Here is a 13347-nt window from a genome sequence, read left to right as displayed (position 1 = left end):
CAATAAAAGACAAATAGGAACGCGCTATGGACCAAGACCGCCACGCTACCAGTAGTAAAATGTATGTGCTCGACACCAACGTATTACTCCACGAACCCCTTGCCTTCCTCTCTTTCCAAGAACACGATGTAATTGTGCCAATGACTGTCCTCGAAGAGCTCGACCACATAAAAGATCGCAAACGTGATGTGAGTCGCGATGCACGAGTGGCTATTCGTGCACTCGATGAAGTATTGCGCGATGCCACCCCAGAGCAAATGTTGCAGGGGGTGCTATTACCCAGTAATAAACGTGCACCAGAAGCGCCTCGGGGTAAGCTCATTATTGTTAATGATCACTTATTTGCAGATAGCATCTCTGGGCTGCCTGGTGATGAAAACGATCACCGCATCATTAACTGCGCAGTGTATCTGCAAAAGCAGTACAGCGACGCCAAAGTGGTGCTAGTGACCAAAGATATCAATATGCGTCTTAAAGCCAAAGGTGCGGGTCTGCATTATGTTGAAGATTACCGTACAGACCAACTGATTGATGACATTACGCTACTGACCTCAGGGTATAAAAAAATAGAGGGGGATTTCTGGCAGCATGTCGGAGAGTGTGAAACCGAGCAGCAAGGGCGCGATGCGCTTCATCACGTTGCCAGAGAGTTAGTACCTGATGTCTTTGCCAATGAATATTTGCTTGATGACAGTGGCCATTTCGCGGCTCGTGTAGTTGGCTATGATGAAGCACATATAACCCTAAAAGACCTAGGAGTCGAACGGCTATTGGCGCGCAGCGCCTGGGGCGTTAAACCAAAAAATATTTACCAAGGCATGGCCATGGATGCCTTGCTCGACCCAGATATCGAACTGGTGTTACTCACAGGCCCGGCAGGGTGCGGCAAAACGATTTTAGCCTTAGCGGCCGCCCTTGAAATGATCATCGAAAAAGGTATATACGACAAACTAATTGTGACCCGCAACACCCCTGAAATAGCGGAGTCTATAGGTTTTTTGCCAGGCACAGAGGAAGAAAAAATGGCGCCTTGGCTGGCAGCGATCACTGATTCTTTGGAGGTGTTGCACAAAGGCGATGAGAACCCGATTTCCAGTCGCAACTATATTATGGAAAAAGCCAATATTCAGTTTAAATCGGTGAACTTCATGCGTGGGCGTAGTATCCAAAATGCCGTGGTATTGCTTGATGAGAGCCAGAATTTAACAGCCTCACAGTTGAAAACGATCATCACGCGCTGCGGGGCGGGCACTAAATTGATTTGTTCGGGGAATCTGGCGCAAATAGACAGTAACTATCTGACCCCAGTGACATCGGGTTTGACCTATATCGTTGAGCGCTTTAAGCATTTTGAGGGCAGTGCCACCGTAAATCTAAACGGTGTGGTGCGCAGTCGCCTTGCTTCATTTGCTGAAGAAAACCTCTAAGCATACAAGCTAATTCACTGTGTATGTGGCTAATTTCTGCCATATATTCAGTGAATTGTTAGGTATTTATGTCTAAACTGGGTAAATACGTTAAATTGCGGATTATACGTGATTAAAATCATACTTTATCATTGATTTTGTGAGCGGTTTAGACAGATGGGACAATTAAATGAGGCCAGCGCGCATTCTTGTTGTCGATGATGACGAGTTAAATCGGGTGGTTTTGGAGAAAACGCTGAGCCCCAAGCACAAAGTGTTTGGTGTCGAAAGTGCTGAGGCCATGTTTGAGTGGTTAGCGACTAACAGTGTTGATCTGATCTTGCTGGACATAGTCATGCCCGGTATGGATGGTTACGAAGCGCTGCGTAAGCTTAAGCATGATGAGCGCACCCAGCCTATTCCTGTCATTATCATTTCCGCCAATGATTCTCTCGTTGATGAAGCTAAAGGCCTTGAGCTCGGAGCCATGGACTACATAACCAAACCCTTTGGTAGTGCCATAGTGCGCGCGCGCGTTAAAAACCAGCTGACTATCAAGCAAAAGAACGACCTGTTAGAGATGCTGGCCAGTATCGATGGCTTAACCGAAATCCCCAATCGCCGCTATTTTGATGAACAGCTCTCGCGGGAGTGGCGGCGTAGTGTCCGCGCTGGGCTGCCGTTGTCTGTGGTGCTCATTGATATTGACTTTTTTAAACGTTACAACGATCACTATGGCCACCAACGCGGTGATGAGTGTTTGAAGAAAGTGGCTTCAACCTTGGTGGCCAATTGTCAACGTGGTAGTGACTTCGTCGCTCGCTATGGCGGTGAAGAATTTGCTGCTGTGCTGCCAGGGAGTGAAGAGGGGACAGCCATGGCGTTGGCACAAAAGCTAAAACGCGTTATAGAAGAGCTTAACGTGGCGCATATAGACTCGCCTGTTGCTGACCATGTCACTATCAGTATGGGGGTATCCACCTATCCTGGTTTTGGTGATGCGCAATCGGAATCACAGCTTATAGAGCGCGCTGACAAGGGTCTTTATAAAGCGAAGCAACAAGGGCGCAACACCATTGTATTTTTCGCATAAGAAAAGCCACCCCTATGGGTGGCTGAACGTTTATAGCTTATTGATAAGCGCTTGGTAGGCGCTGTCACCTACACTGACTAAGGCGCCATCAGCAAAAACCAAAGGGGTGCATTCGTCCTTTGAGATTTTGCCATCAGACTTTTTACTTTGCGTGGCGTAAAATAACACTTGATAGTTGTCTTGTTGATGGCGGAAAGATTCACTGAAATCTGGCGTTCCCAAAGAATTTTTCACTTGCGCAAACCCCGTACCTAGCTGCAAGTCAGCAATATATGTGCGGTTGTCTTTTTGTTGCTGCTGCCAATCACTGCCAGCCCAACGAGCATCAGCATCGCCATCATTCACTGAAACAACACAGCCTCCCAGTAAAGGAAGGGCGACTAAAGCGGCAATAAGTGTTTTTTTCATTGTTATATCCGTTATTAAGTATTGTTAACACCTAGGTAAGATAACAAATTTAATGCCAATATTTATTTGTCTTTATTATCATTAGGTTATGAAATCATTAAGGTGTCTATTCGGCCTAGAAACCCATAGTTTAGTGAATCTAACTAACCTGATTGCGGATTTCACCATTGGCAAACCCAATAATATTCTTTGCCAATTGTTCAATGAGGCGGTCGCGGGCTTGGCGAGAGGCCCAAGCAATGTGTGGCGTTAACAATAAGTTATGGCCTTGATATGCAATTAATGGATTATCTGCGGTGGCAGGTTCACGTGTAAGCACATCTAACGCCGCACCGGCTATATCACCTTGCTCTAGGGCCGCAACGAGCGCTTGTTCATCAATAATAGGGCCACGAGCTGTATTGATGAGCACTGCACTTGGTTTCATGAAAGTGAATGCGTCGGCGTTAAATAGTTGCTGAGTCTGTGGCGTTAAAGGGCTATGAATAGAGACCACATCAGCGTTTTGCAGTGCTTGTTCAAAGCTAACCCGTCCTTCTCGTACTGGCTGTCCTTTACGCTCCGCAACAATGACCTTCATAGCGAAGGCTTCTGCAACGCGCGCCACCGCCTGACCTAACTCGCCATAGCCGATGATAGCAAGGGTTTTATCGGCAAGCTCCTCAATGGCATAATCCAAGCGACAAAACATATCACTTTGTTGCCACGCACCGTGATGGCAGTCATTAATGTAGCGATGAATGTTACCTAATAAGGCGTTGAGTAGGGCGAAGGTGTGTTGCACCACTGAGGCGGTAGAGTAGCCAGCAACATTACATACTGTGATGCCTTGCTTGGCAGCGGCTTGTAAGTCGATATTGTTGGTGCCGGTGGCAGCAACGCAAATCAATTTAAGCTTGGGTAGCGATTGCATATGCTCAGCATTTATCACTACTTTGTTGCTAATAATAACCTCGGCATCTTGGCAACGAGTAACAACGGACTGCGGCTCAGTTAGCTCGTAAGAATGGAAGTCTCCGAGTTGCTCCAGTGGGGCTAAGCTATTGTCACCTAAAGTTTTTGCATCAAGTAGTACTATGTTCATAACTCTCTTCTCTCGTTTCGCCAGTTGGACAAAGTAGGCGTTAAAATACGGTGGTTTAGCACTAGTCTTTCATGGTGACTTAGCGGACGCAAAAAAATATTGACCTTGGAGTTAACACTAAGGTCTACAATCAGTGACAGTTAAATAACTGCGAGAAAAACTAATGCGAATTTCAGAGTTAGCAAAAAAGGTGGACATGAGTCCCGATACGCTTCGTTACTACGAACAGCAAGGGCTATTAAAGCCGCCTAATCGCACTGCAGCAGGATACCGGGATTATACGCACGCCCATTTAGCGCAATTAAACTTTATTCGTCGTGCTAAAGACGTCGGCTTTAGTTTGCAAGAAATCTCTGAGTTATTGAAGATTAACTTTGAGAAACAGCAGCATAGCTGCCATGAAGTGAAGCAACTTACGCTGCGAAAAAAGGCACTTGTGGCAGAGCGTATCGCTGAGTTGCAACGCTTTTATGCCTCTCTTTCACAATTGGCTGAGCAGTGTTGTGGCACAGAGTTACCGGCAGAGCATTGTTCAATTTTGACCGCATTGGAGGACGTTGATGGACTTACTAACTAATTTTTGGCAATTGTTTGTGCTATCTGCACCTTGGCTGATGCTGGGGCTGTTTTTAGCTGGGCTCATCAATGTATATCTTCCTGCTAACTTTTTGCAACGCCACCTTGGTAAAGAAGGCTTTTGGACAACTGTGAAAGCGGCTTTTATTGGCGCTCCCATGCCATTATGTTCTTGTGGCGTGATCCCTGCAGCCGTTGGGCTCAGACGGGCAGGCGCTTCGAAAAGTGCGACTACGTCCTTTTTAGTCTCCACGCCTGAAACTGGTGTCGACTCAGTGTCTGTATCCTATGTCTTACTGGGCCCTTTTATGGCTATTATTCGTCCTATCGCCGCAATTACCAGTGCCATTACCGCAGGTGTGCTAGTAGGTAAAGAGCCTAAGCCTGAGGCAATCCCAACACAGACATCGTCGCCGAGTTGCTGCGCCGAAAAAACGCCACAGCCGAGCACTTCATGTTGCACCAATAAGCAACAAGCGCCAGCATCCCAAGCTCCCACGCAGGCACAACAGCCTGATAATACAGCGCCGGCCTCATGCTGCAGTAGCCGCTCTAAAGCTACAAAAGAGCCCAGTTTCATGGCTAAGTTTAAGCAAGCGGTGCACTTTAGTACCACGAAACTGTTAAATGATACCGCCATGTGGTTAATGATTGGTCTGTTTTTCGCGGCGTTAGTGCAAACTTATGTGCCCGCTTCTTACTTAAGCCAGTGGGGCAGCGGATTATTGGCGATGACGGTGATGGTGCTTATCAGTATTCCAATGTACATTTGTGCCACGGCATCTACGCCAGTTGCCGCTGGACTGCTCATTGCTGGAGTATCGCCAGGCGCGGTATTGGTATTTATGCTAGCAGGACCTGCGACTAACATTGCCACGCTCGGTGTTGTTGGTAAGGAGTTAGGCAAGCGCGCGATTGTTGCCTATCTCAGTGCTGTCATTGGTGTAGCCTTAGCATTTGGATATTTAACGGATTGGCTGGTGGCACGGTTCGACTTTGCAGTGAGCCCTTTAGTTGGGCATCAGCACGAGCTTATGGCACCGTGGTTATCGCAAAGCTTAGCCGTGATTTTACTGCTGTTGTTATTACGCTTGGTATGGCTTAAGTTGCGCGCATGGCAAGCACCTGCGCAGCACCATGATAATGCATAAAGGGTTGTATCCCTTACTGGTAAGAGTTGATAAACTTAGCGAATACGTAAATGGCGCGATACAATAAGCGCCGTTTTTTTTGCCTGTGGTAATAAGGTGTAATCGTGGATAAGTATGCAGATATAAGACCCTATAATGACGACGAAGTAGCAGATGCTGTTGCCCGGTTGGTAGCAGATAATGACTTTGTTGATTTGATAGCGAAGCATAATTTGCCCGGTTGGCTTGCCGGTATGCGCTTTCTATCTCGCCCGCTGGTGCGTGCGAGCCTGAAACGTAAGTGGGGCCAAGTAAACTCAGTGCGCCAAGTCCAGCTTGAAGTTGTGCATTATCTTGAGCGCATCATCCACAACACCACCTCAGAGGTCACCTATTCAGGGCTAGACAAGCTCGATAAAAACCAAGCATATCTGTTTATCTCCAATCACCGTGATATCGTGCTTGATCCCGCGTTGGTGAATTTTGGCTTGCACCAACATGATATGAATACCGTGCGCATTGCCATTGGTGATAATCTGCTACAGATCCCATACATCACTGAGCTGATGCGCTTAAACAAAAGTTTTATTGTAAAACGCTCGGCAAAAGCACCCAAAGAAATGCTTAAAGCGTTATCACAGCTCTCAGCCTATATTTATGACTCGTTGCAGGATGGCCACAGTATTTGGATAGCCCAGCGCGAAGGGCGTACCAAAGACGGTTTTGATCAAACCGATCCGGCGTTATTAAAAATGTTGCAATTGAATGGGCGCAAGCAAAAGAAAGAGTTTGCTGAGTATGTACGTGAGCTAAAAATTGTGCCGGTGTCCATTTCTTATCAGTATGAACCGTGTGCAATATCCAAAGCGAAGGAGCTCTATCATAAGAAGCACCACGGCGAGTATATAAAATCTGCCGGTGAGGATATCAGCAGTATAGTAGAGGGCTTTACGACCAATAAAGGCCATGTCCACCTCGCTTTTGGTCAACCGGTGCAAACCGGCTGTGATACCCCAGAAGACCTTGCAAAAACCATCGATAAGCAGATTGTTGAATCTTTTTATTTGCACCCAGGCAATTACATTGCCGCTAAGCACGGTGATGCGGTTGTTGATTCCGAGTCCGTCGATGTCAAAGAGTTTGATGAGCGTATGCGTGCGATTCCCGAAGAGCTACGCGATCTCGTTACGGCCTTGTATGCGCGCCCAGTACTGCGCAAGGAAGAAATGGATACCTAGGCTGGTAATTCAGAGTCTTTGGCATTAACGTTATACCTAGGGTTGGTTTTTAAAACACACCAAGGGTAATAAAGGCTAGGGTAGTCAATGCGCTCAGCGTTATGCGCTGCAAGCAGCATTGAACCTTCGCCTAATCACACTGGGTAGAGCGTACATGCAGCAGCTGGAAATCTTTTCTATTGATAGCCCCTGCAAAGGGGTATGCCAGGTCAATAACCGTGGTTATTGCCTAGGCTGCTTTCGTTCTCGTGATGAGCGTTTTATGTGGAACCAACTCAGTGATGAGCAAAAACGTCACGTTAACCTACTTTGTCATCAGCGCTATAAGCGAGCAATGCAGCGCAAGCAACAACAGGGTGACATCAACACACCTGATGCGGGGCAGGGAGAGCTTGATTTATAAGCCATGCTTTTGTTTTAGGTAGTCAACAACGCCATTCTGTTTAAGGGTGTTTAACACCTCAAGTAACTCAGGGATCAACGCCTCATGGCGTTTATGCACATAGTGGTAGCTGTAGTAATCATTAAGATGCTGGCGATGATAGCTGGGGTTATTATGGCTGTCGAAAGCCTGTTTGAGGTGAAAGTCTAAGATGGCAATGCCATCAACTTGTCGTTGAGCTAAGAGGTTTAATTGCGCCGACACGCTTTTTAGGCTGAGCCGCCGGCCTTGGTAATTTTGGCTGTCGAGGTATTGTTCGGCTACCGGGTAACCGCTACGCAGCACCACGCTATTAAGATCGTTCAGTTGGCACTCGGCGCAGCGCGTAAGCATGATCAACTCAAACTTAAACAATGGAAAATCAACGCGAACCAAATTAGCGTAACGAGATTCAATTGCAGCAATGCGCCCTAATTGCCCGTCTAAAGTTCCTTCGTCGGCAGCGCGTAATGCTTGTGGCTGGTCAAACTCTATCAACTCAAGCTGATATCCAAGCTGATCATAGGCTAAATCCATAAGTTCAATAACATAGCGAGCTTGTGGTGTATCAACAGGCTTGTTAAAGGTCATGTTAGACGATGCATAGGCGCCAACAGACGCACTCAGCAGCCATAGCGAAGTAACATAGAGGATGGTGCGTTGTAACAAGGTTGAGTTAAGCATGCTATACCATAGTTTATGCGTGGCACTTCCTTGTTTCGCAATTGGGCTTACTCCGTTACCCATGTAAAATACGCGTTAAATTTCGCCACCATTCTAGGGAAGTTAGTTAGGTTTTTCTAGCACTTGTCGCAACTAAGCAACAAACTATCTACTTTTGCCCTAGGTCGGATTTGGTATAGTATAGTCAGGATATGAACACCAACCTGAGTGTAACTGCGATGAGTTTCAATTTGTGCCTACTGCCTCGCGAAGAAAAGTACCGTATTCAGCTAGACTACGAGGCCTCATTTTGGGCTTACCAAATAGTGCGTGGTAAAAATGCCCGCGACAAAGTTTATGAGGCGATTAATATTCGTCCTGTCTCTGAGCAAAATTATCTCAAGCAACAGTTTGAACATTATTTGGCATTGATGAGTGCATCGCGATGAGCGACGTTGATGTGCAGCGCCTTGCTGACATCGCCACCCCATTAGTTAACAAGTTTTATCAGGCTTATGGGGCTCGAGGTCGTGCCTCTAAGGCAGACCAGGTCTGGGTAGCCAGGGCCGATAGTGGCATCATTGGTGCAGCACGGTTGCTGCACTTGTCGGAGAACTTGCTACTAGTCGGCGTGTTTATTGCCCCACAGTGGCGGCAACAAGGGGTTGCTCGGGAGTTAATCAGTACTGTGTGCCAACACCAAAAGCAGCCCGTTTTTAGTTTTATTTACGCCCATTTAGCCGCTTTTTACCTCAGCTTAGGGTTTCAGCCCGAGCCCAATTTGCCCGACGAATTACAACAGCGATTTAATGCCTATCAGCGCCAAGGACGCGATATCCTGGCATATTGCCTGAATCGAGGAAACCATGCTTAGAGCTTTGCTAGTGTGTTGCTGCTTCTTAGCGTGTGCAGTGAGTGCCAAAGTACAACGACTGTCGCCGAATGAAGGGCTGTCGCAAAGCTATGTCAGCAATATGTTGATCGATAAATACGGCTATTTGTGGTTGGGCACCGAAAGCGGTCTGAATCGCTACGATGGTTATCAGGTCATTGCTGTGGCCGGAGATAATGGCGAGCTTGATGAGGCGATGATCGACGCCCTCTATCAAGACCAACAAGGTCATATTTGGATAGCCTCATTACTCGCTGGCTTACATCGCTTTGACCCTGATACCGGGCGTACTGAGCAAATACTGGGGCCGCCACAGAGCGACGACGTTACGTTCGCTAAAGCGGTATTTACTATGCTGGCTATTGGCCCCAATGAGCTTTGGCTTGGTCGTGGTGAGGATGTGGCGAGCCTGAATATAGAGACCGGCGAAGTTACCTCATTGTTCACGCTGGAGAGTAAAGATGAGCGCTCTTTAGTAAGGCAGATGTTTAAATTCGGCGAGCAGGTCTATGTCGGTACTAGCTCGGGTGCCTATATCTATGATTTGCAGACTAAGAAAGTCCGTTCTTTGGCACACCTTCCCGCAGGCATCAGTGGTATTCACCGTAATAATGTGAAGTCTTTCGCGGTCATAGACGCTGAACATTTGTTGGTTGGCACGGTGAAAGGTCTGTATCAGCTTGATATTAACGCTGATGGTTCGCTCGCCGCTGATGCACATTCACCTGCTAGCGAAATGTTGATAGCTGACTTGAACATATGGCAAATGCAGGTGTTAGGTGAAGATACCGTGCTGTTGGCCACTGATAAAGGCTTATTTGAATTTAATATCTCCACCCGAGCTTTGCGTAAACGTCGCCAACTTATCGACAGCGAGTACAGTTTGTCAGACGCCAGCATTATCGCCATGCAAGAAACGCCGCAAGGGGATTTGTGGGTGGGAACCAAAAGCGATGGCGCCTTCTTTTTACCGAAAAAGCATTTTCAATTTGATAATCTAACAGCACAAAATTTACGTGGCGAGGGCCTGTCGCACCATAATATTTGGGCATCCACTGTGGTTGATAATACCCTTTATTTGGGTACTCACAATGGCCTTACTATTGTCGATACACAGCACAATAGCAGCCAAATTTTGTACAAAAACTATTTGAGCGATCAGCTTGATAATGCCTTTAGTATTTACAGGCTTATTCCTTTTGCTGATCAGTTACTGTTAAATACTACACGAGGCTTATTCTATTTCGATATTGATAGTACTGAGCTACATCGTGTTATTGCCACCAACAGTGAGCAGCAACAGTATTTGCAAGGCTGGTTACATGGCCTATACAAAACCCCAGATAACCGCGTATATGGAGTGAACCAAGACCAAGGATTCTTCTATTTCGACTTAAATACGAAAGTGCTCACGCCGCTGCACGGTGACCTTGATGAGTTTGACCCCTTCCTTGCTCTGGGTTTCAACAAACCACTGCCTGATAAGCCGAACCAACCCTTATTTTACAGTGGTGGGCAGTTGTTACGCCTTGATAGTGAGCAGCAAAAGTTACAGCTGCTCTACGAAGTGCCTCAGTCCCATGAAAACTTGGCGGTGAATCTCAACAGCTATGTTGTCGATCATCAAAATGTTTTGTGGCTATCGTTTTCTAACTTTGGACTAGTGGCGCTGGATGCGCGCACATTCGAGCTGATTAAACGCATCGATTTACAGAAACTAGGACTGGGGACCTTAATGTATGATTTGGTGCTGGATGAGCATGGCATGATTTGGATGAGTAGCCACAAAGGTATTTGGCGTTTTAATCCATTGACTGAGCACTTTCAGCAATATACCACCGAAGAAGGGTTGGCCACGAATGAGTTTAATGGCGGCTCTTTTAGCCGTTTTGATGATGGTCGAGTGGTGTATGGTTCCGTTAAAGGCGCAACACTTTTTTACCCACAGCAGAACCAGCCGCAGCGGGCGTTACTTAAGCGCGTTAATATTACTTCCGCGCAGCTCGCCTATCGGGAGTTAGATAAACAACTTAGCCCGTTAGAGCAAGTGCATCTAGATCATGATGATATCGGCTTAGAGGTGTCTTTTGCGGCAATGATATATAACTATCAAGACCGTATTATTTTTCAATATCAGCTTGGCGACAGTCCCAAAGCACATACCAAAGATAATAACCGGGTGGTATTTTCAAAGCTTAACCCAGGTTTACATACTCTCAAGGTGTGGGCACAGGACCCATTCACAGGCGAATTTACTGATCCCGCACAGCTGCAAATCAAGGTTGATTACCCACCTTGGAGCTCACCTTTTTACCTGACTTTATATGTACTGCTGGGGGCTACCCTGGTGGGCTTGTGGCTGTACCGCCGCAATCAGATTCAGCGCATGATTATAGCCGCTCACAATGAGAGCAAAGAATCAGAAGCTCGGCTAAAACTAGCTTTAGACGGCAGTCACTCTGGGGTATGGGATTGGCGACAAGAGGGTAGCCAAATATACCAACCGCGCCTGCGCGAAGAGCTTGGTTATGACTACGATAGCTGCCACTTAGATGACTATTTAGCGCTTATTCATCCTGATGAGCGGCAAAAGTTCCGTATTGAGTGGTTAGAGTTCTTGTCCACAGATAAGGGTTACTTCAACTGTGTGTATCGCCTGCGTCACAGCAACGGTTTATGGCGCTGGTATAAGGACTTTGGCAAAGTCATGGCGTGGCAAGACGATTTGCCTATGCAAGTTGCGGGTACCTATACCAATATGACCCGAGAGTTGGTATTTGAAGAAAATGCGCGGCTATTTGGTGCGGCGTTTGAGCAAACCAGTGATTGGGTGATTATTCTTGATCATAAATTGCGTATCCGAGCCACTAACCAAGCGTTACGGGAGCATTTTAACTATTCGCCAAGTACACGCTCAAGTCGACACCTCACTCTTGGGTTGAGTAAAAATACCCGTATTAACTACTTACGTATCTTGAATGACCTCAATGTGGGTGAGCATTATCAGAGTGAGGAAGTTGTCATTATTAAAAGCGGTGAGCAGGTACCGGTACTATTGAAAATGAGTGCGGTGGCAGATGCTGAGCACCACCTCACCAGCTATATCATTATCCTTACCGATATCAGCGCGCCTAAAAACGCTCTCGCCAGTAAGCGTGAGCATGCCCATTACGATAGTTTAACGGGCTTGCCTAATCGGGCTCTTTTTATGGACCGAGTGGAACATGCGCTGGAGCAATCAGCGCGGCAACAAAACCAGTGTGCATTAGTGCTGATTAATATTGCCAATCTTAATAAAATCAATAGTGCGCGTGGCTTCGAAAGTGGTGATCAGCTGTTACTTAGCCTCGCTTATAGGCTACAGCGTACGGTACGTTCGCAAGACAGTCTAGGGCGTGTGAGTGGCGATGAATTTGCCTTGCTGTTGGAGAATATGGACGATGTCGAACATATCGTCACTGTGTGTAAAAAAGTACGCGATGTATTAACTCAGCCGTTCAAACAGCGGGTCATGGAACCGCTGGTTGAGGTTAGCCTTGGGATCGCGCTTTTTCCACAAGACGCGCAACGCAGTGACGAGTTATTAAAGTGTGCTGATTTGGCGATGTATCAGGCAAAGCGTCTAACCGGGAGCCATTGTCAGTTCTTTAAGCCGGAAATGAACGCTTATGTGCAACGGCGCATAGACACCGAAAAAGCAGTGGCATCTGCTTACGAGCAATGTGAGTTCGTCAATCAGTATCAAGCTATTTTTGCAGCGCAGAGTCAGCAAGTTATCGGCTTTGAGGTGTTATTACGCTGGCAAAAGCAGCAGCAATTGCTTGCTCCTGACGAATTTTTAGTTCATGTGCGCAAGCCCGAACTATGGTCTAAGTTATTTTTACAAACCCTGGAGCGAACGATACTGGAGAGCCAGCTTTGGTTGCGCCAACGTCACGATCTGACTATAAACATGAACCTGTCCGGGCGCGAGTTTAGCCAGCCTGGGTGTACCGGCGATATCACTCACCTGCTGCGCAGTTTTAACTTTCCCCTCGCGCAGCTGATGTTGGAAATACATGTCAATGATTGGCAGCAGTTAGACGAGCAAGCCAAACAAGCATTGCAAATGCTTCAACAAGAGGGTGTAAAAATAGCTCTGCAGGTCAATCGTGGTGATGACTTTTGTGTCCCTGAACTGTGTGGTGATACGCTCAGCGCAGTGAAGTTGGGTCCGCAGTTAGTTGCTGAAATTTGTATGGATATGTCGGTGCAAGCTAAAGTCACTCGTTTTCTCAAGGTGGTTAACGCTCTGGAGCTTACCGTGATTGCCGTTGGTGTGGAAACTGAGCGCCAAGCACGGCTGATGCGCGACATCGGCTGTGCTGCGATACAAGGGTTTCATATGCAGCGCCCAGCCTTGGGCGACAGCATTGCTAGTTTGCTTAAGTAAGCGT

12 protein-coding genes are annotated in these 13347 nt (G+C 47.0%); 9 read left to right on the top strand and 3 right to left on the bottom strand.

The annotated features are described in order from the left end of the window. The first annotated feature begins 26 nt into the window (after nt 1-26). Together EXT46_RS16290 and EXT46_RS16285 are read left to right on the top strand one after the other, a co-directional pair. Entirely contained in the window at nt 27-1427 is a 1401-nt protein-coding gene (locus EXT46_RS16290) for a PhoH family protein (RefSeq protein WP_022946341.1), read from the top strand. A gap of 169 nt (nt 1428-1596) precedes the next feature. After that, entirely contained in the window at nt 1597-2499 is a 903-nt protein-coding gene (locus EXT46_RS16285) for a diguanylate cyclase (RefSeq protein WP_130148547.1), read from the top strand. Between the two features lie 30 nt (nt 2500-2529). Here EXT46_RS16285 and EXT46_RS16280 read toward each other — a convergent pair whose 3' ends face one another. Beyond that, the gene (locus EXT46_RS16280) at nt 2530-2907 is read right to left on the bottom strand and encodes a DUF3192 domain-containing protein (protein WP_022946339.1); all 378 of its coding nucleotides are present in this window, start codon (nt 2905-2907) and stop codon (nt 2530-2532) included. Between the two features lie 139 nt (nt 2908-3046). After that, nucleotides 3047-3991, bottom strand: coding sequence for a D-2-hydroxyacid dehydrogenase (locus tag EXT46_RS16275; protein ID WP_130148545.1), 945 nt, complete (start codon nt 3989-3991; stop codon nt 3047-3049). 163 nt (nt 3992-4154) lie between these two features. Between EXT46_RS16275 and zntR the strand changes: the two genes are divergently transcribed. The 4 genes from zntR to EXT46_RS16255 all read left to right on the top strand — a co-directional run bounded on the left by zntR (nt 4155) and on the right by EXT46_RS16255 (nt 7338). Then, entirely contained in the window at nt 4155-4568 is a 414-nt protein-coding gene (gene zntR / locus EXT46_RS16270) for a Zn(2+)-responsive transcriptional regulator (RefSeq protein ID WP_130148543.1), read from the top strand. Continuing rightward, nucleotides 4552-5718, top strand: coding sequence for an SO_0444 family Cu/Zn efflux transporter (locus EXT46_RS16265; RefSeq protein ID WP_205988252.1), 1167 nt, complete (start codon nt 4552-4554; stop codon nt 5716-5718). The genes zntR and EXT46_RS16265 overlap by 17 nt, the downstream gene beginning before the upstream one ends. Nucleotides 5719-5822: 104 nt before the next feature. Then, nucleotides 5823-6935, top strand: coding sequence for a 1-acyl-sn-glycerol-3-phosphate acyltransferase (locus EXT46_RS16260; RefSeq protein WP_130148539.1), 1113 nt, complete (start codon nt 5823-5825; stop codon nt 6933-6935). Between the two features lie 154 nt (nt 6936-7089). Beyond that, the gene (locus EXT46_RS16255; protein ID WP_053910619.1) at nt 7090-7338 is read left to right on the top strand and encodes a DUF1289 domain-containing protein; all 249 of its coding nucleotides are present in this window, start codon (nt 7090-7092) and stop codon (nt 7336-7338) included. Here EXT46_RS16255 and EXT46_RS16250 read toward each other — a convergent pair. After that, entirely contained in the window at nt 7333-8040 is a 708-nt protein-coding gene (locus tag EXT46_RS16250) for a transporter substrate-binding domain-containing protein (protein WP_165381146.1), read from the bottom strand. The two genes, EXT46_RS16255 and EXT46_RS16250, sit on opposite strands and share 6 nt — an antisense overlap. Nucleotides 8041-8258: 218 nt before the next feature. On the opposite strand from EXT46_RS16250, the gene EXT46_RS16245 reads away from it, so the two are divergent. From EXT46_RS16245 to EXT46_RS16235, 3 genes are read left to right on the top strand one after another with little or no spacing between them, the layout of a single operon-like run. Further along, nucleotides 8259-8468, top strand: a complete 210-nt coding sequence (locus tag EXT46_RS16245) for a DUF3283 family protein (RefSeq protein WP_026111308.1) — start codon at nt 8259-8261, stop codon at nt 8466-8468. Next, the gene (locus tag EXT46_RS16240; RefSeq protein ID WP_130148535.1) at nt 8465-8893 is read left to right on the top strand and encodes a GNAT family N-acetyltransferase; all 429 of its coding nucleotides are present in this window, start codon (nt 8465-8467) and stop codon (nt 8891-8893) included. Before EXT46_RS16245 ends, EXT46_RS16240 begins: the two co-directional genes overlap by 4 nt. Beyond that, complete coding sequence (locus EXT46_RS16235) at nt 8886-13343, top strand: EAL domain-containing protein (protein ID WP_130148533.1); 4458 nt, start codon at nt 8886-8888, stop codon at nt 13341-13343. Before EXT46_RS16240 ends, EXT46_RS16235 begins: the two co-directional genes overlap by 8 nt. The last annotated feature ends 4 nt before the right edge of the window (nt 13344-13347 follow it).

Origin of the sequence: Pseudoalteromonas sp. CO325X, from assembly GCF_004208955.1 — a bacterium.
GTDB classification, from domain to species: Bacteria; Pseudomonadota; Gammaproteobacteria; order Enterobacterales; family Alteromonadaceae; genus Pseudoalteromonas; species Pseudoalteromonas ruthenica.
The sequence above is the reverse complement of the archived record's forward strand: the minus strand, read 5'-3'. Positions and strand labels throughout refer to the sequence as shown.